Annotated in this window: 14 protein-coding genes and 1 pseudogene; 7 read left to right on the top strand and 8 right to left on the bottom strand. The window is 70.2% G+C overall.

Annotated features, from left to right (window positions below; genetic code table 11):
- Positions 1-111: 111 nt before the first annotated feature.
- Positions 112-1,425: an aspartate aminotransferase family protein gene (locus JIAGA_RS0120450; RefSeq protein ID WP_026877094.1), complete on the top strand. Its 1,314-nt coding sequence runs from the start codon at positions 112-114 to the stop codon at positions 1,423-1,425.
- A gap of 1 nt (position 1,426) precedes the next feature.
- The gene (gene ald / locus JIAGA_RS0120445) at positions 1,427-2,542 is read left to right on the top strand and encodes an alanine dehydrogenase (RefSeq protein ID WP_026877093.1); all 1,116 of its coding nucleotides are present in this window, start codon (positions 1,427-1,429) and stop codon (positions 2,540-2,542) included.
- On the opposite strand, the gene JIAGA_RS31250 is transcribed toward ald, so the two are convergent.
- Both JIAGA_RS31250 and JIAGA_RS0120435 read right to left on the bottom strand, forming a co-directional pair.
- Entirely contained in the window at positions 2,500-3,885 is a 1,386-nt protein-coding gene (locus JIAGA_RS31250; protein ID WP_051426318.1) for an aspartate aminotransferase family protein, read from the bottom strand. The genes ald and JIAGA_RS31250 overlap by 43 nt on opposite strands.
- Positions 3,878-5,404 (bottom strand): CoA-acylating methylmalonate-semialdehyde dehydrogenase, encoded by a 1,527-nt coding sequence (locus JIAGA_RS0120435; protein ID WP_026877092.1) that lies wholly within the window; start codon positions 5,402-5,404, stop codon positions 3,878-3,880. Before JIAGA_RS0120435 ends, JIAGA_RS31250 begins: the two co-directional genes overlap by 8 nt.
- Positions 5,405-5,524: 120 nt before the next feature.
- On the opposite strand from JIAGA_RS0120435, the gene JIAGA_RS0120430 reads away from it, so the two are divergent.
- Positions 5,525-7,126 carry a PucR family transcriptional regulator gene (locus tag JIAGA_RS0120430; protein ID WP_211239750.1) on the top strand — a complete coding sequence of 534 codons (1,602 nt, stop codon included), beginning with the start codon at positions 5,525-5,527 and terminating at the stop codon, positions 7,124-7,126.
- Between the two features lie 57 nt (positions 7,127-7,183).
- On the opposite strand, the gene JIAGA_RS0120425 is transcribed toward JIAGA_RS0120430, so the two are convergent.
- Entirely contained in the window at positions 7,184-7,819 is a 636-nt protein-coding gene (locus JIAGA_RS0120425) for a cob(I)yrinic acid a,c-diamide adenosyltransferase (protein ID WP_026877090.1), read from the bottom strand.
- Positions 7,820-7,883: 64 nt separating this feature from the next.
- Positions 7,884-8,180, bottom strand: coding sequence for an SAM-dependent methyltransferase (locus JIAGA_RS0120420; RefSeq protein WP_026877089.1), 297 nt, complete (start codon positions 8,178-8,180; stop codon positions 7,884-7,886).
- Between the two features lie 11 nt (positions 8,181-8,191).
- Between JIAGA_RS0120420 and JIAGA_RS35040 the strand changes: the two genes are divergently transcribed.
- Genes JIAGA_RS35040 through JIAGA_RS35380 form a run of 4 tightly spaced genes read left to right on the top strand, consistent with a single transcriptional unit; the run spans position 8,192 to position 9,820 of the window.
- On the top strand, positions 8,192-8,329 hold the full coding sequence (locus tag JIAGA_RS35040; RefSeq protein WP_211239749.1) for a vWA domain-containing protein: 138 nt from the start codon (positions 8,192-8,194) through the stop codon (positions 8,327-8,329).
- Positions 8,329-8,853, top strand: coding sequence for a cob(I)yrinic acid a,c-diamide adenosyltransferase (locus JIAGA_RS31245; RefSeq protein WP_084469850.1), 525 nt, complete (start codon positions 8,329-8,331; stop codon positions 8,851-8,853). Before JIAGA_RS35040 ends, JIAGA_RS31245 begins: the two co-directional genes overlap by 1 nt.
- On the top strand, positions 8,853-9,449 hold the full coding sequence (locus JIAGA_RS35385) for an AAA family ATPase (protein WP_084469848.1): 597 nt from the start codon (positions 8,853-8,855) through the stop codon (positions 9,447-9,449). Before JIAGA_RS31245 ends, JIAGA_RS35385 begins: the two co-directional genes overlap by 1 nt.
- On the top strand, positions 9,374-9,820 hold the full coding sequence (locus tag JIAGA_RS35380) for a uroporphyrinogen-III C-methyltransferase (RefSeq protein WP_051426317.1): 447 nt from the start codon (positions 9,374-9,376) through the stop codon (positions 9,818-9,820). Before JIAGA_RS35385 ends, JIAGA_RS35380 begins: the two co-directional genes overlap by 76 nt.
- Before the next feature lie 7 nt (positions 9,821-9,827).
- Here JIAGA_RS35380 and JIAGA_RS31230 read toward each other — a convergent pair.
- From JIAGA_RS31230 to JIAGA_RS0120380, 4 genes and pseudogenes are all read right to left on the bottom strand, one after another.
- Positions 9,828-10,571: pseudogene (locus tag JIAGA_RS31230) on the bottom strand (cobalt-precorrin-6A reductase).
- Positions 10,572-11,461: 890 nt separating this feature from the next.
- Positions 11,462-15,820, bottom strand: coding sequence for a discoidin domain-containing protein (locus JIAGA_RS34020; RefSeq protein WP_084469845.1), 4,359 nt, complete (start codon positions 15,818-15,820; stop codon positions 11,462-11,464).
- 160 nt (positions 15,821-15,980) lie between these two features.
- The gene (locus tag JIAGA_RS31215) at positions 15,981-17,456 is read right to left on the bottom strand and encodes a phosphomannomutase/phosphoglucomutase (RefSeq protein WP_051426316.1); all 1,476 of its coding nucleotides are present in this window, start codon (positions 17,454-17,456) and stop codon (positions 15,981-15,983) included.
- Positions 17,449-18,468, bottom strand: a complete 1,020-nt coding sequence (locus JIAGA_RS0120380; RefSeq protein WP_211239747.1) for a glycoside hydrolase family 130 protein — start codon at positions 18,466-18,468, stop codon at positions 17,449-17,451. The genes JIAGA_RS31215 and JIAGA_RS0120380 overlap by 8 nt, the downstream gene beginning before the upstream one ends.
- Between the last annotated feature and the right edge of the window lie 5 nt (positions 18,469-18,473).

Below are 18,473 nucleotides of genomic sequence, written 5' to 3'. Positions count from 1 at the left end.
AACCGGCCCGCCGGGCGGTTCTGCCCAATGTGTCCAGGGCCACTGTTCCCATACTTGCCAGAGTAATTATGGCCTAGTTCAATAGGCCATAATTACCCTCTGGAGGCCGCAGTGAGCACGGACACTTTCTGGACCGATGTGCAGGATCACCTCGTCCGATACATCCCGGCGTTCATGCCGCGCGTCATCGAACGCGCAGCCGGCTCGTACGTCTACGACAGCGACGGCGCCGCGATCCTCGACTTCACCTCGGGCCAGATGAGCGCGGTGCTGGGCCATTCGCACCCGGAGATCGTACGGGCGGTATCGGAGTGCGTCGGCTCACTGGACCACCTGTTCAGCGGCATGCTCAGCCGGCCGGTCGTGGACCTGGCGAAGCGGCTGGCTCAGACACTGCCGCCGAACCTCACCAAGATGCTTCTGCTGTCGACGGGCGCCGAGTCGAACGAGGCCGCGCTCAAGATGGCCAAGCTGTACACCGGCCGGTACGAGATCGTCTCGTTCGACCGCTCGTGGCACGGCATGACGTCGGGCGCGTCGGCGGCGACGTTCTCGGCGGGCCGCCGCGGCTACGGGCCCACGATGCCCGGCAACTTCGTCCTGCCGACGCCGAACGCCTACCGCTCGCCGTTCCGCCACCCGGACGGGTCCCATGACTGGGAGTCCGAGCTGGAGTACGGCTTCGCCATGATCGACACCCAGTCCAACGGATCGCTGGCGGCCTGCCTCGTCGAGCCGATCCTCTCCTCGGGAGGCGTCATCGAGTTGCCCGAGGGCTATCTCGCCCGGCTCAAGGAGCTGTGCGAGGCGCGTGGGATGCTGCTGATCCTCGACGAGGCACAGACCGGCCTCGGGCGCACCGGCCACCTGTACGCGTTCGAGCGCGACGGCGTCGCTCCCCACATCCTGACACTGTCGAAGACGCTCGGCGCCGGGCTGCCCGTCGCCGCGGTGCTGACGAGCGCCGAGATCGAGCAGGTCTGCGCAGATCGCAGGTACCTCTTCTACACGACGCACGCCTCCGACCCGCTCGCGGCGGTGATCGCCTCGACCGTCCTCGACGTCATCGAGCGCGACGGCCTCGTCGAACGAGCCGCCAAGCTGGGCCAGCAGCTCACCGACCGCCTCGAGGGACTTCGCGACGTCCACGACGTCGTGGGCGACATCCGGGGCCGGGGCCTACTCCAGGGCGTCGAGCTGGTGAGCGACAGGACGAGCAAGGCGCCGGCGGACACGCTCGGCGCAGCCGTCACCGCGGCCTGCCTGGAGCGGGGCCTGCACATGAACATCGTCCAGCTGCCCGGCATGGGCGGGATCTTCCGCATCGCCCCGCCGCTCACCATCAGCGAGGACGAACTGCACGCCGGCATCGACATCCTCGGCGACGCACTCGCCGCCGTCACCGAGCAGAACGGAGTCAGGTGACATGCGCATTGGCATCCCGAAGGAAGTCAAGGACCACGAGTTCCGGGTGGCGATCACCCCGTCCGGCGTCGACCAGCTGACCCGCCTCGGCCACGACGTGTTCGTCGAGCGCGATGCCGGGACCGGCTCGTCGATCGGGAACGACGCCTATGCCGCGGCCGGCGCGAAGATCCTCGACGACGCCGACGACGTCTGGGGCGCCGCCGATCTGGTGATCAAGGTGAAGGAGCCGGTCTCCGCCGAGTACCACCGTCTACGCGAGGGCCTCGTCCTCTTCACCTACCTGCACCTCGCCGCGGACAAGCCGCTGACCGAGCGGCTGCTCGCCGCTGGCGTCACCGCCGTCGCCTACGAGACGGTGCAGCTGCCCTCTGGCGCGCTGCCGCTGCTGTACCCGATGTCAGAAGTCGCCGGATGCCTCGCGCCCCAGGTCGGGGCCTACCACCTGATGCGCCAGCAAGGCGGGCACGGCGTGCTCATGGGCGGCGTCGGCGGCGTGGCCACCGCCAAGGTCGTCATCATCGGGGCCGGCGTCAGCGGCCAGAACGCCGCGAACATCGCGCTCGGCATGGGCGCCGACGTCACGCTGCTGGACGTCGACCTGGACAAGCTGCGGATGTCGTTCTGGCGCTACGACAACCGGGTCCACGGGCTGGCCTCGAGCCAGCTCACGATCGAGGAGCAGGTCCAGCAGGCCGACCTCGTCATCGGCAGCGTCCTGGTTCCCGGCAGCACCGCGCCCGAGCTCGTCACCAACGACCTCGTCGCCCGCATGAAGCCCGGGTCGGTGCTCGTCGACATCGCGATCGACCAGGGCGGCTGCTTCGAGGACTCCCGGCCCACCACGCACACCGACCCGGTGTTCCGGGTGCACGAATCGACGTTCTACTGCGTGGCGAACATGCCGGGCGCGGTGCCGAAGACCGCGACCTCCGCCCTGGCCAACGCGACGATTCCCTACATCGTCGCGCTGGCGGCCAAGGGCTGGCGTCAGGCACTGACCGACGACGGCGCCCTGCGCCTGGGACTCAACACCCACGCGGGCCGGCTCGTCTACGGTCCAGTCGGCGCGGCTCACGGCATCGAGACCGCGGAGCCGGACGCGGCGCTCGTCTGACCGACCTCGACCTCGGTCAGGGCCTCGTCCAGGATCCGCAGGCCCCCGCGCGCTTCGTCGGCCGTCGTGGTGAGCGGTGGCACGAGGTGCACCCGGTTGCCGTTGCCCAGCACCAACAGGCCGCGTCTGCGGGCCGCGGCGAGCAATGCTGCCAGCACCTCGGCCCCGGCGCCGTCGGCCGACACCAGCGGTTCGCGGGTAGCCGCGTCGCGGACCAGCTCAACTGCCCAGAACACGCCCGTGCCGCGGACCTCGCCGATGCAGTCGTGCTCGGCCGCGAGCCGTCGCAGCCCCGGCCCGAGCACGTTCTCGCCCAGACCGGCGGCGTGGTCGACGACATGGTCGCTCTCCATGACCTGGATGGTGGCGACCGCGGCGGCGCACGCGAGCGGGTGCCCGGAGTAGGTTAGCCCACCGGGATACACGCGATCGGTGAATGTCCGGTAGATCGCGTCGTTGATGGCGACGCCGCCAAGCGGGACATAGCCAGAGTTGACCCCCTTCGCGAAGGTCAGCAGATCCGGCACCACGTCGTCACGCTCGATCGCGAACCAGCTGCCGCTGCGGCCGAAGCCGGCCATGACCTCGTCGGCGATGAGCACGATGCCATGCGCGTCGCAGAGCTCGCGCACGCCGGCGAGGTAGCCGGGCGGTGGCACGAGAACGCCAGCCGTTCCCGGGATCGGCTCGAGGATGATGGCGGCGATCGTCGCCGGCCCTTCGAGAAGGATCACCTGTTCGAGGTGCGCCAGCGCACGGTCGCGCTCCTCCTCTTCGGTGCCGGCGTCGAATACGCTGCGGTAGAGATAGGGCCCGAAGAAGTGCACGGTGCCGGTGGAGCCGTTGTCGTTCGGCCATCGTCGCGGGTCGCCCGTCACGTTGACGGCTAGCTGGGTGCCGCCATGGTAGGAGCGGTAGGTCGACAGGACCTTGTGCCGGCCGGTGTGCAACCGGGCCATGCGGATGGCGTGCTCGTTGGCGTCGGCGCCGCCATTGGTGAAGAAGATCCGGTCGAGGTCGCCCGGCGTGTGCGCCGCGATCAGGTGAGCGGCCGCAGACCGCGCCGCGTTGGCGTACCCGGGAGCGACCGTGCACAGCCGCGCCGCCTGGTCCTGGATCGCCCGGACGATGCGCGGATGCTGGTGGCCGAGATTGGTGTACACCAGCTGCGACGTGAAGTCGAGCAGCCGCTGGTCGTCACGGTCCCACACGTACGAACCGGCGGCCTTCGTGACGACGACAGGTTCGAGGGCGCCCTGCGCCGACCAGGAGTGGAAGACGTGTGCGCGGTCCAGTGCGTAGACCCGGTCCGGGCCGGCGTCCAGGTAGGTGCGCTCAGACATACTGTGGGAACCCCAGCTCGGGACCGCCCTCGCGGCGATCGGACGGATCGGACCAGCGGGTGGTGACCACCTTGGCGCGCGTGTAGAAGTGGACGCCCTCGGTACCGTGAGCGTGCGTGTCCCCGAACAGCGACCGTTTCCAGCCCCCGAACGAGTAGGAGGCCACCGGGACCGGGATCGGCACGTTGACGCCGATCATCCCGACGTGGACGTCGCGCTCGAAGCGGCGGGCGGCTCCGCCGTCGCTGGTGAAGATCGCCGTCCCGTTGCCGTACTCGTGGGCGTTGATCAGGGCGACCGCCTCCTCGTAGGAGGCCACCCGCACGACGGACAGGACCGGCCCGAAGATCTCCTCGGTGTAGATATCCATCCGCGGCGTGACGTGGTCGAACAGCGTGGGGCCCAGCCAGAAGCCGGCCTCGTCGCCACGGGGCCGCACCTCGCGGCCGTCGACGACCAGCTCGGCACCTGCGGCCTCGCCGGAGGCGATGAAGCCGGCGACCCGGTCGCGGTGCGCCGCGGTGACCAGCGGCCCCAGGTCGGCCTCGCGCACCGACGCCCCGGCCGCATCGCGGCCGCCGTCGCCGATCAGCAGGGTCCTGGTGCGCTCGGCGATCCGCGCGACGAGGTCGTCGCCGATCGGATCCACCGCCACGAGCACGCTGATCGCCATGCATCGCTCGCCCGCGCTGCCGTAGCCGGCGCCGACTGCGGCGTCGGCGGCGAGGTCCAGGTCGGCATCGGGCAGAACCACCATGTGGTTCTTCGCCCCGCCCAATGCCTGCACCCGCTTGCCGTGGCGGCCGGCCTCCTCATAGACGTACCGGGCGATCGGCGTCGAGCCGACGAAGCTGATGGCGGCCACGTCCGGCGACCGCAGGAGCGCGTCGACCGCGACCTTGTCGCCCTGGAGCACGTTGAAGACGCCGTCGGGCAGTCCGGCCTCCGTCCAGAGCTTCGCGATCCAGACGGCCGCCGACGGGTCCTTCTCACTGGGCTTGAGCACCACCGTGTTGCCCGCGGCGATGGCGATCGGGAAGAACCACATCGGCACCATGGCCGGGAAGTTGAACGGGCTGATGATCCCCACGACGCCGAGGGGCACCCGCTTGGAGTGCACGTCGACGCCGGTCGACGCGTTCTCCGAACGGCCGCCCTTGAGCAGGTGCGGGATGCCGCAGGCGAATTCCACGACCTCCTGGCCCCGGGCGATCTCACCGAGCGCGTCGCTGTACACCTTGCCGTGTTCGGCGGTGATCAGGTGCGCGAGCTCGTCTCTGCGGCGGTTGAGCAACTCCCGGAAGGCGAAGACGACCTGGGTACGACGGGCAAGCGAGGTCTCCGCCCACGACCGCGCGGCCGCCGTCGCCGAGGAGATGACCGCCTCCGCGTCCTCCGCGCCGGCCAGGGCCACACGGCCCGAGACCGCGCCCGTCGCGGGATTGGTGACGTCGGCCCAGCGGCCCGGGACGCCCTCGAAACTCGAACCGTCCTTCCAGTGTGTGATCGGGCTCGGCACCCTTCTCCCCTTTCCACGGTGGTCATCGGAGCCTGACCCTCTCGGGCACCGTCACCGCCCGTCACTCTGTAGAATTCACCTGACTTTTCCGGCGTTCTGTCGGTGGATGGGCGGATCCCTGTGGACTTTCTGACCGTGGCCGACGTCCTCGCCATGCCGGCGGTGCGCAGCGCCGGTCCGCGGGTAGCCGCCGGCGCCACGTGGTTGCACAACCCGGTGCGCTGGGTGCACTCGGGCGAACTCGCCGACATCGGGCCGCTGCTGCGCGAAGGCGATCTCCTGCTCAGTACCGGGATCGCGATGCCCGACACCGACGAGGGCCTCAGGCAGGTGGCGGCCAGCTTGTCCGAGAGCGGCGCGGCCGGACTCGTGGTCGAGCTCGGGCGGCGCTGGACCGTCCTGCCGCGCGCGTTGGTGCAAGCCTGCGACAATCATCGCCTGCCGCTGATCGCGCTGGTCCGGGAAGCGCGTTTCGCCACGCTCGCACAGGCGGTGGGAGAGCGGATCGTCGAGGAGCAACTGGCCGAACTGCGCGAGACACAGCGCGTGCACGACACCTTCACCGACCTCGGCATCGCGGAGGCCGGTCCGGGTGAGATCCTCGACGCCGTGCAGCGCCTCGCCGGCGCCGCGGTGATTCTCGAGAGCGAGCAGCACCATGTCCTCGACTACCGCTCCGGCGCCGACGACCTCGCGCCGGCCCTGGCCGACTGGGCCAGGACGGCGAGGTCGATGCCGCTCGACGGCCGGACGGGATGGGACGGCGAACGCGGCTGGCTGATCACCCGCGTGGGTCGGCATGACCGCGGCTGGGGCCGGCTTGCCATCCAGAGCCGCACCACACCGTCGCGGCGGCAGGTCGCGATCGTCGAGCGGGCGGCCGCGGCACTCGCTCTCCATCGGCTCCACGACCGTCACCGCGACAACGTGGTGCGCCGCACCCACCACGAACTGCTCCTCGCGCTGCTGGCCAACCCGGCATCGGAGGAGGTGCTGCGGCGCTGCGGGCTCGCCGGCCTTCCGGTACGGCGTCGGCAGTTCGTCGGTTTGACGCTGCGGCCGATCGTCGCCGCGGCTTCCGCCGACCAACCTCGCCGGCCACAGCTCGACGAGATCACGGCCGCCGTCGTCCACGCCGCGCACGAGGCGCGAGTTCCCGCGCTCGTGAGCGACGTCGACGGGGACGTCAGGGCGCTACTGTCCCTTCCCCTCGCTGCTGAACCCGATCACGTCGTCGACGACCTCGCGACACGGGTACGCCATCGTCAGGATGTCGTCATCGGAGTCGGCCTCACCACCGTGCGCGCAGGCGACATCGACCGGACTCTCCAGGAATCCCAGCAGGTGGTCGGCTCGGTCGGACCTGGAGGGGAAGCCCTCGGTGGCGTCTACCGGCTTGACGACGTTCACTTGCGCGGGCTACTCGCCATGTTGGCCGACGACCACCGCGTCCAAGCCTTCGTCAGGCGCGAGCTCGCCGCGCTCAAGGAGCACGACATGCGGCGCAACACTGGCCTCCTCGATGCTGTCCGGGCGCTCCTCAGGCACCCGACGAGCAAGTCGGATGCCGCAGCCAGCCTGCACATCTCGCGACCGGTCTTCTACGACCGCCTCGGCAGAGCAGCGAGGCTGCTCGACGCTGACTTGGACGATGCGGACACCCGAGTGTCGCTCCAGGTGGCCATGATCGCCGACGAGATCGCCAACGGAAACGTGGCGTGAGATCCGGCAGCGGGTCCGCTACGGGCGTCTACGGCTTGCTGACGCTGGCATGGTTCCCTAGCGCCCCCGCTGCCTCGGCTGCGGTTCCGCGCGGCCGCCACCCGGCTGCCAGAGCACGTCACCCGCGTCGCGGTTGGCGTAGCGGGACAGGATGAACAGCAGGTCCGAGAGCCGGTTGAGGTACTTCGCGGTGAGCGGGTTGACGCCGTCGGTGTCGCCGCTGCCGTAATGCTCGACCGCCGCCCACGCCGACCGCTCGGCGCGTCGCACCACGGTCGTGGCGACGTGCAGCTGGGCGGCCGTGACGCTGCCGCCGGGCAGGATGAACGACGTCAGCTTCGGGACCTCTGCGTTGTAGCGGTCGCAGTCGGCCTCCAGCTCGTCGATCCAGGCCGGTTGGACCCGCAGCGGCGGGTACTCGTATTCGGCCTTCAGCGGCACGCAGAGGTCGGCGCCGACATCGAAGAGGTCGTTCTGCACGCGCTGCAGGACGGCGAGCACGTCCGGGCCGAGGCCGCCGCCCCCGCCGCCGGACCGCTCCAGCGCCACCACCACGCCAATGGCCGCGTTGGCCTCGTTGGCGTCGGCGTAGGCGACGAGCCGTGGGTCGGTCTTGCGGGTGCGGCTGAAATCGCCCAGCCCGGTGGTGCCGTCGTCGCCGGTGCGGGTATAGATCTTCGTCAGCCTCACCATGTCCCCACACTACGGCTCCGTGGCGCGGCGCATGTCATCTCGCACCGGGCACACCGGGTGGGTCTCAGCGGCGAGGTGAGGCGCTGCGCAGCAGGTACAGGTCCATGATCCAGCCGGCGGCGGACTTCACGGCGGCCCGCGCCGTGTCGAGCTCGGCACGGACGTCGCCGACCCGCCCGGCGACGAGCCGCTCGTGCGGCGTGCCGAGGTTCGCGCCCCACCAGATGTCCCAGTCCTCGAAGCCGTCCAGATCGATGCGTGCGTTGAGCATGACCAGGAGGTTGTCCGCGCCGGCTTCGACCGCCGTGCGCAGTTTGCGCGCGGTCGTGACGGTGATCGGCTGGCCGATCTCGTGCAGCACGCGTCGCCGGTGTGGTCGTCGACTGCGAGACCGGGAGGTTCCGGCTGGGGCTGGCTCACGATCTCGCCGCCCGGCTGCGCGCGGAGTACGTCCCGCTGGGTGAGGTCAGCGCCGCGGACCTCACTAACGTCGTGAGGACGGCCGCCTGATGCCGCAGGGTCAGCCGCTCGCCGCGCCCGACGACGGCCTCACCACCAGGCAGCGCCGCAACCGGCCGCTCGTCATGGTCCACACCGGCGACGGCAAGGGCAAGTCCACCGCCGCCTTCGGTCTCGCCATGCGCGCGTGGAATCAGGGGTGGAACGTCGGCGTGTTCCAGTTCGTCAAGTCGGCCAGGTGGCGCATCGGCGAACAGACCGTGCTCGAGCGCCTCGGCGAGCTGCACGCCGAGACCGGCGTCGGCGGGTCGGTCGAGTGGCACAAGATGGGCTCGGGCTGGTCCTGGTCGCGCAAGAAGGGCACCGAGGAGGACCACGCCGCCGACGCCGCCGAAGGTTGGGCCGAGGTCAAGCGCCGTCTCTCCGCCGAGGCCCACGACCTCTACGTCCTCGACGAGTTCACCTATCCGATGACCTGGGGCTGGGTCGACGTCGACGACGTCGTCGAGACGCTGGTCAACCGTCCCGGCCGCGCCCGTCCGGCCACGGCAAGACCACGGTCGCGACCGGCCTGATGGCCGCACTGTCCCGGGCCGGTCACCGGGCTTCCGGCCACAAGGTCGGGCCCGACTACATCGACCCCGGGTACCACGCCCTCGCGACCGGTCGGCCCGGCCGCAACCTCGACCCGCATCTCGTGGGTGAGCGGCGCCTCGTCTCCATGCTGCTACACGGTGCGCGTGGCGCCGACGTCGCGATCGTCGAGGGCGTCATGGGGCTGTACGACGGGCAGCTCGGCGGCAAGGGGTTCGCGTCGACGGCGCACGTCGCCACGCTCACGCGCACGCCGGTCGTCCTGGTGGTGGACATCTCGCACGCCGCACGTTCGATTGCCGCCGTCGTCCACGGAATGATCGCCTTCGACCCGTCGGTCCGCATCGTCGGCGTCGCCCTCAACAAGGCCGGATCGTCTCGGCCCGCCGACGAGGTCGTCAGCGCGCTCGAGTCGACCGGGCTGCCGGTGCTCGGCGTACTGCTGGTCGAGCGGGCCACCTCCGGCCGCCACGTCTGGGCCTCAAGGGCGGCGACAACTACGTGTTCGGCCGTGGTGGCGAAGAGCTGCTCGCCTGCCTCGACGCGCGCGTCGAGGTGCGGATCGTCCCCGGCGTGACGTCGGCGACCGCCGCGCCGGCCCTCGCGGGCATCCCGGTGACCCATCGGGGGCTGGCCCAGGGCTTCACCGTCGTCTCCGGGCAGGTGCCACCCGGGCACCCGGACTGGACGATCGACTACGCCGCGCTCGCCGCGTCCGGTACGACGATCGTGGTGCTCATGGGGGTGCGCACGTTGCGGGCGATCTGCGCCGCTCTGGTCTCGGGCGGGCTCGCACCGGACACGCCCGCGGCGGTCGTCGCCGACGGGACCATGCCCAGTCAGCGCGTCGCACGCGCCACGCTGAGCACGATCGACGCCGCCGCCGACATCTCGCCACCCGCCGTCGCGGTCATCGGCGCCGTCGCGGACGTCCCCGGCCTCGGCTGACCGACCCTCAGCGTGACGCCAGCGTGCCGATCCATGCCGCCGCCGCCAGGGCGTCGTCGACGACCTCCAGCGCGCGAGGCGCCGGCTCTCGCCGCACGATGACCACCGGAATCCCGAGCTCACCGGCGACCCGCATCTTGGACCAGGTGTAGGTGCCGCCGGAGTCCTTGGTCACCAGCACGTCACCTCGGCCATCAGTGCCCGCCCCGCATCGAGCGGGTACGGCCCCCGGCTCAGCAGCACCGTCCACGCCGCCGGCACCTCGACGTCCGGTTCGTCGACCACTCTGACCAGCGCGGAGACACCCTGCCAGCGGCCCGGCGAACCGCCCGAGTGCCTGGCGGCCAACGGTCAGGAACGGCCGTCGTCCGAGCCGCGCGGTCAGTGCCGCCGCCTCGTCGTGATCGTCGACCCAGTGCCAGTCCCCTGCGCCCTCAGCCTGCGACCAGCCGGGCCGCTCCAGCCGCAGCAGCGGCACGGCCTCGGCCGAACACGCCGCCAGCGCGTTGGCGCTCATGCCCGTCGCGAACGGGTGAGTCGCGTCGACGACAGCGGAAATGCCCATCCCGTTCAGGTACGACCGCCGTCCCGGCACACCGCCGAATCCGCCGACCCGGACGGCACCGACCGGCAACCGTGGCCGGGCCACCCGGCCCGCCAACGACGACACGAACGCGGTGCTCTCATCCTCCTGGAGCAGGACGGCCAACTCCCGCGCCTCGGCCGTGCCCCCGAGGATGCGCACCGCCATACGGCCGTCACATCCCCCGTCGTCCGGACCTCGGTGGTCTCGGCGGCCTCGGCGAGCGTGCCGACGACGGCGACCGGCAGCGTCTCGGCGAAGCAGGCCCGGAGCCGGTCCAGATCGGCCGGGGCACACGAGACGAGAACACAGGACGAAGGGCCTCCCGAGCGCTCGGGAGGCACGGGGTTCCCGGGTTCCCAGCGCAGTTCCAGCCCCGCAGTGCTCGCCAGCAGCGGCGCCTCCCACGCCAGTCCCTTCGATCCGACCGGCACCGCGTCGTGGATCAGGCCGGTGACGTTCGCGGCCGGAACGCCGACGCTCGCGGCGATGGCGCGGACCGCCTCGGTCAGCTCCCGCCCGGTCGGCTCCGCCTCGACGCAGAGGTTGTTGGCCACCACGACAGGCTGCGCACCGGCGCAGAGCACCTCCAGCAGCGGCACGCGGGCGGCGAAATACCCGGTGCAGGTGGCATCGACCGGAACGGTGTCCGCCGGTTTCGGCCCGATGCCGCCCACCGAGTCGCAGGCCACGACCAGGCGCACCCCCGAGTCGTCGAACACCAGCAGATCGCGTACCCGGGTGATCTGCGCGGCGGTGGCCGGCGGTGACGTCATCGTCGCTCCTCCACATTCCCTGCGCGGTTCCCCAGGTCCGACCTGCATGCTGCTGTCCGAGCAGGTGGGCCGGATTCCGAGTCAGGATATGCAAAGCGCTGGCCAGCGCGCGGTGTCACCACCCTCATCGAGGATGTCAGGAACGAACTCACCGACGAGGATCGAGACCAAGGGTCGCCCTCGACGAGTGCCACCGATCGACGGCGGGCTCCCACGATCTCGCGGGGGCCCGCCGTCCGGTGTTGCGTCACGCCTCGCGGCGCTGCGAGACCTGCGCTGGCTTCAGCGCTTCCTGACCAACGTGAACTCGATGGTGGTCACGTTTCCTGCGACGTCGTACACCTCGAGGACGTTGTTGCCCAGCACCGCTCCTCGCACGCCAGGGCGGATGTGGTCGAGGTCCGACCCCACGGCGTCCGTCAGGTCCCTGGCCCTACCGTTCAGCACGAACTTGTCGACCTTGCCGGCGTCGTAGAACGTGAACGAGACCTTCTCGTAGCCCGCTTCGGTGCCGATCGTGTAGCGGTCACCGTCCTTGATGGTCACGGTCGGCGTCTCCGTGTCCAGGACGAACTCGAGAACGGCGCGGTTGCCCGCCCGGTCGTACACCTCGAGGGTGTTCGCCCCTTCTACGGCGCCGAAGACGCCGGGCTTGACGCCGTTCAGGTCCGACCATGTGTCGTCGGTCAGGTCCTTGACGACACCGTTCAGCACCGCCTTGTCGATCAGCCCTTCGTCGTACAGCTTGAAGCTCACCTCGCTGTAGACGCCGTCTCGCCCGCGTGATTCATCCTTCACGGTGATGGTGGGAGCAGTCGTGTCCACTTCCTGTTCGACGAGACCTGCCATCGCCTCAGTGAGGGCGGCGGCACGCTCGTCGACTTCGGCCTGCGTCGCCTCCGCCGAGCGAAGCGTCGCTTTGGCTGCCTCGAGCGCCGGCAGCAGCGGGCTCCAACTGGACGGCGTGTACTTCAGACTCTCCAGCGCGTTGGCACGCTCGATCAGACGCTCCAGCTCGGCCGTGGTGACTGTGAAGGTCACCGGGCACAGGAGGTGCTCGTCACCGTTGGCGTGCGTGAAGAGGAGCGAGGTGGTGCCCGACTCCCCCGTCGCGAGATCGACGTCGATCCGGCCGGCATCGTCCACCCGCGGGGTGCCGGAGATCGCGACGACGTCCTCGTCCAGCGAGACGACTCGGACCTCGTCGTCCGGATCGCGAGGCGAGATGAAGGCCGTGGCGACGGCTGTGCTGTCCGGTTCCACCCGCAGCGGCGAGGCGTCACAGCGCAGGGTGTACCCGCCGTAGACCTCGAACTCGAAGATCGACAGGCCATACTGTGTGGCCGGTAGACCGATCACCCGCACGTACCGGACGTCCGCCTGGTCCAGGTCCACGACATTGCGCAGATCGTCGGACGACTTCCGCACGCGAGCCAGCTCGGTCCAGTTCTCGCCGTCGACCGACCCCTCGATCCGGTAATCGTTCGACGTTGCCGCTTCCCAGGTCACGACGGCCTGGTTGACCGATCGGATCTCCCCGAGGTCGACCTGGAGCCAGCGCTCGATTGTGTACGGGGCCGACTGCCGCTGCGAAGCCCAGCGCGTGGTCGGATTGCCGTCGTTCGCGTTCGTCACCGCCAACGTGGCGTTGTACTCCGAGTCGGCGCTGATCGGCTGGTGAAGCGCGAGGTTCTCCCGGCCGCCCTCGGCGGGCGGTGCGTCGGTGATCCTGTCGTCGTCGAACACCTCCAGCTCCCAGAGCGACACGCCCCACTGTGTACTACTGCGTGCGACGGTCTGCATGCGCACGTATCGCGCTGTCTCGTCGACCTCGACGAGGTCGATCCCGCCGTCGGACCCGGAACCGCTCGTGGCATAGGCGTCCCGCCACGTCCGGCCGTCGTCGGACACCTGGATGACGTACTGCTTGGCGTAGGACGCCTCCCACCACAGCCGGACGGTGCGGATCGGCTGGACCGACCCCAGGTCGACCTGGACCCAGGCGGTATCGGAGGAATTCGCGCTCCACCGGGTCTCCATGCTGCCGTCGGTTACCGCGCCGGGCCTCCCACCCGACGAGCCGGACGCCGTCACCGGCGCGGCGAGTGCACGGTTGACGCTCGCCTCCGTCGCGAGCTCCCGGACGGAGTACCCGTCCCCGCCTGTGCTCTCGACCATCAGCACTCGGACGAAGGTGGCCGGTGTCGGCGCGATCTCGAGGTCGATGCTCCCCCCGGTCCCGTCCTGGGTGAACTGCTGGTCGGTCCACACCTCACCGTCCAGGGAGGTCTGCAGCAGGTAGCGCTTCGCCACCTGGTCACCCCACGAGACCGTGACACCGGTGAGGAAGGACCCGGGCTCGAGCTCCTTCATCAGCCAGGCCGTCCCGTCCGCCCCGGAGCGCCAGGCGGTCGCGTCGTCCCCGTCGCCGGCGAGTTCGGGCTCGCCGCCCTCCTCGAAGCCGCTCGCCGTGTAGGCCGATCGTTCGCCCGGCCCGCTCGGCACCAGCTCGGCGGTGACGGTCCTGCCGAGGTCCGCGCCGGAACCGAGCGCGAAGACGCCACGTGCCGCCTCGTCGGTACTTTCGAGGGCCACGTGCACCACCAGGCCCGGCTGGCTGGGGCTGGCCACGCTCACGACGGGCTCGTCACCGGACTCGTCGAGGATCACGATGGCGGGCTGGCTCACCTCGAGCGTCCGCGATTCCCCCAGGTCGAGCTGTCCTGCCTGGTAGAAGGTCGCCATGGTCCGCTCCAGCCCGGCGTGCCGGACCGCCTGGATCTCGCCGTCGTTGCGCAGCACCTCGACCGCGGGGTCGGCGGCATACGCCTCGACCTCGTCGGCGTCCTTCCCCGGGAGCACCACGTACTCGTAGCCGGCGTCGCTCGGTTCGACCCCGTGGTCGAAGTACAGCGTGAAGGCGTCTCGGTTCGCCGGGTCCTGATCGAGCCAGTTGCCCGTCTGCGTCTTGTTCGACACGAGCACGCGCTGATCCGACGGGAAGACGTAACCGACCTCGTCGTTGTGGGCCCAGGACGGGCCGTCGACGGCGTCGGAGTCGGTCCCGGCCGGCACGGGCGTGCCGTCGACCGAGGCGTTGTCCTTCGCGGCGGCCTGGTTGACGGTCGTGTGGACGGCCGCGTCGGACGTGGACGTGATACCTGCGCCGAGCGCGACCATCTCGTCGTCGAAGTAGTAGTAGCTCTTGTTCCCCTTCGTCGCGGCGCGATCGAGGGTGTAGACGCTGGCGCCGTAGGTGCCGTCGGAGACGCCTCCGGTGAAGCTGCCCCCGTTACCCGTCGAGCCCCGGGTCTGCTCCTTGACGTACGGCGCGGTCACTCCCGGGTAGTGGAACCAGTCGAACGCGGGCCCCAGGTCCAGGTACTCGCGGTTGTTGACCTGGATCGCGGTGGCGCCGGCGCTGTTCCAGACGATCTCGTTCCCGACCTCGGGCCGGAAGGTGGAGCGGTACTCACTGCCGACGGTCCTGCTGGAGTTCAGCCGGGTGAAGATCCCGTAGTCGTCGCGCAGGTGGGAGGAGAATTCGGAGCGCCAGAAGTACTTGTTGCCGGTCAGTCCGTTGGACCGGGTGGCGCCGTAGATGCTGTCGACGAGGGCGCGGTAGGCACTGGCGTACAGCGGATCGGCGCGCACCATCCGGTTCAGCGGCTCGATGAACTCCGAGCTGTGGCTCGTGACGCCGTCGATGGTCTTCGGTGGCCGGTAGTTGAGGTAGAGCATGCCGATCTCGCCGCGGATCATCCATCGGGTGCCGTTCACGATGTAGAAGGCGATCGTGTCCAGGTGGTCGCGGCTGAAGGCGAAGCCGGTTCCGCGCGCAACGTCGGCCCAGAGGGCGACGTAGGTGAACAGGACCATGCCGTAGCCCTCGCTGTACAGCTGGGCGCCGTGCGCCCAGAAGCTGCCGTCGGGCTGGACCGCCTCACGCACCGCGCCGGACGCGTCGACGGTGACCGTCTCGACCATCGTGTCGAACCCGGCGGTGATGTTCTCGACATTCCCGGTGGCGATCGCCTCGAAGAGGTAGTTGGTCGTGCGCCAAGAGCCGTTCGCGCCAACCGGGTCGAGCTTGCCGGTGTTGTGCTTCAGGGCGACCTCACGCGCGTTCTCGCTGAGGACGTCACCGACGAAAACGGAGATGCGTCCCATCGCGAGCGACTCGCCGATCTCCGTCTCCCACCAGTTCGTGTTCCCCGGGTCGGCGACGTCCCAGTACTCGAGCGCGCGCTCGAGAGCAGCCAGGACGTCAGGATTCTCGTAGCCCGCGGCCGACGGGTCACGGTAGGCGTGCGCCAGCGCGAGCATCCGGTAGAGCGCGATGTACGCCGACCACACCGCCCCGTTGGCCGAGCTCGTCCGGTCGGCGTAGTCCACGTCGGCCCACGAGCCGTCGTCCTCCTGCGACGCGACGTACTCGAGCGCTTCCGACGTGCGCGCCAGATAGATCCCGTTGGCGATGATGATCTCGTCGCCCTGCCCCAGGTAGTACTCCTGCAGACGCGAGACGATCGTGTTGACGTCGTCCGCTCCAGGTGCGGCTGATGCCGGCAGCGTAACGAGCCCGGCGCCGGCGAGTACCAGGCTCAGGGCGACCGCGATCAGTGCTCTGATGCGTCTCATGTTCAGCTCCTTCGCTGATCGGGACGGACCAGCGCACCGGCGCCGGTCATGCGTGGATGCCACCCGGTGCGAGCGGCGGACCGTGCTCTCGACATCGAAAGTCCTCTCGTGGGCGGTGCTGTCGGGCCGGTGGCCTCGGCGGGCGTCGGTGTCGGGCTGCTCAGACGCTGGCTACCACCGCCGTTCCGACGTCGGCGGGCGGCGCGCTCAGGACCGCCAGGACGTGGTCACGAACGCGACGCATGACCGCCCCGTCCGCCGCCTCCACGTTCAGGCGCAGCAGCGGTTCGGTGTTGGAGGGCCGCAGGTTCAACCACCAGCGCTCGTCGCGCCACCGCGACACCGTCAGACCGTCGAGCCGGTCCACCTCGGGAGTTGCGCGCTCGGTCAGTGCCGCGACCACGCGTTCCTGCGCGGCCGCGACGTCGTCCACCACCACGTTGACCTCGCCGGAGCGCACGTAGGGGTCGAGGCCGGCGACGAGCCAGGACAACGACTCCGGCTGCTCGCCGAGGGCTGCCAGGACGTGCATCGCCGCGAGCAGACCCGAGTCCGCCCCGAAGAAGTCGCGGAAGTAGAAGTGTCCGCTGTGCTCTCCGCCGAACACCGCGCCTCGGTCGGCCATCTCCGCCTTGATGAACGAGTGACCCACGCGCGTGCGTACGGTGCGCACCCCGTTCATGCCGAAGATCTCGGTGACCGCGCGCGACGTGACGGCGTTGTGCAGCACGATCGGCCGACGACCGGCTGCGCGTTCGCGCGCCGCCTCCCGCAGTCCGACGAGCGCGGTCACCGTGGACGGATCGACGCGTTCACCGCGCTCGTCGACGACGAAGCAGCGGTCGGCGTCGCCGTCGAACGCGAGACCGAGGTCGGCGCGATGGCGCAGCACCGCCTCCTGCAGGTCGGCCGTGTTCGCCGGATCGATCGGGTTGGCCTCGTGGTGCGGGAACGTACCATCGAGCTCGAAGTAGAGCGGGACGATCTCCAGCGGGAGCGGGTCGAGCCCGCCCTGGCTGCCCAGCACCGCTGGGACCGTCAGGCCCGCCATGCCGTTCCCTGCGTCGACCGCCACGCGCAGCCGGCGCACGGACGAGAGGTCCACCAGCGAGCGCAACCGGGTCGCGTAGGCACCCAGCACATCGATGCGCTCGAGCGTTCCGGTCCGCCCGGCCGGCGTCCCAGGGTCGACGAGCAGCTCGACGGCGCGTTCGCGCACAGCACGCAGCCCGGTGTCCTGACCCACCGGCCGGGCACCGGGCAGGCACAGCTTCACGCCGTTGTACCGTGCCGGGTTGTGGCTCGCGGTGAACATCGCACCGGCGGCGTCGTGCAGCCCCGACGCGAAGTACAACTCGTCGGTCGAGCATTCCCCCGCGTCCAGCACGTCCGCACCCGCCGCCGTCGCACCGCACACGAACGCATCGACCAGCTCCGGGCCGCTGTCGCGCATGTCCCGCGCGACGACCACCCGCGGCGGCGCCGGAGAGGCGGCAGGGGCCACCACCGCGTCGACGAAGGCCGAGCCGAGAGCGCGCGCGATGTCGGGACCCAGCTCGTCGGGGACCAGCCCGCGGACGTCGTACGCCTTGACGACACGGTCGAGCGCCGCCTCGGCCGTCGGGACGTCAGCCATCTGAACGCTCGAGCTCGGCGACACCGATCTTCGAGTCCGCCATGCCGTAGAAGACGAAGCTGCGGCCGTCGATCTTCTCGATCGCCGTCGGGAAGACGACGTTGCCCAGCGTCCCCTGCAACTCTTCCTCGGTCTCGGGAACGAGGAGGGGTTCGGGCGTACGCGCCAGCACCCGGCCCGGGTCGGTGGGGTCGAGCAGCATCGCCCCCGCGGTGTAGCAGGCTCCGTGCGCCAGCTCGAAACCCTTGACGTTCGCTCCGGTGACCCCGTGATGGATCACGAGCCACCCTTCCGGCACCCGCACCGGTGCCGGCCCGCCACCGATCTTGGACTCCTCGAACGGCATCTCAGGTGCGGCGAGCAGCGCCGACGCCTGCACGTACGTGAGCGCGGCGGTGTCGCGCGATGCCTCGTCAAGGTTGACGTAGCCGATCCAGATCGAGGGACGGGCGTCCTCGATCCCGGCAGGTGTCGCAGCGCCTTCGCCGGGGCGCAACCAGTCCAGGTCCCACATCGGGCGGTGCAGGAGGGCAAGCGCCGGCCGTCCGTCCGGTCCCGGGACCGCGTCGGGGAAGAACACGATGTCCTTGTTCGGGAACAGGTTGAGATCCGTGTCCAGCTCGGGCTGGTAGGCGAAGCGGAGCGGCCCCAGCCGGCGCCACGTCACCGTGTCCGACGACACCGCGAGCGCTGGCCTCGGGCCGAGCGCGCCGTAGGCGATGTAGGTCATGACGTGCAGACCCAGGGGCTCGACGAAGGTGATCCGCGGATCCTCCACCCCGGCGTTGAACCGGCCGTGTTCCCATCCTTCGTCGGGGGACAGCACGACGTCGAGTCGCTCGACCCCGACAGGGACACCGTCGGAAACGACGACACGGGCACGACCGATGCGCGACACATTCCCCTGCGCCACCAGGCGGGGATAGAGGTAGAGCCGGCCGTCCGGCCCCCATGCCGTCGCGGGGTTCAGCACGCCCTCCGCCTCGAGCGGGTTGCCCGGCTCGGGGCTCATGATCG

Origin of the sequence: Jiangella gansuensis DSM 44835 (assembly GCF_000515395.1) — a bacterium.
Lineage (GTDB): Bacteria > Actinomycetota > Actinomycetes > Jiangellales > Jiangellaceae > Jiangella > Jiangella gansuensis.
This window is presented reverse-complemented; position numbering and strand designations above follow the sequence as displayed.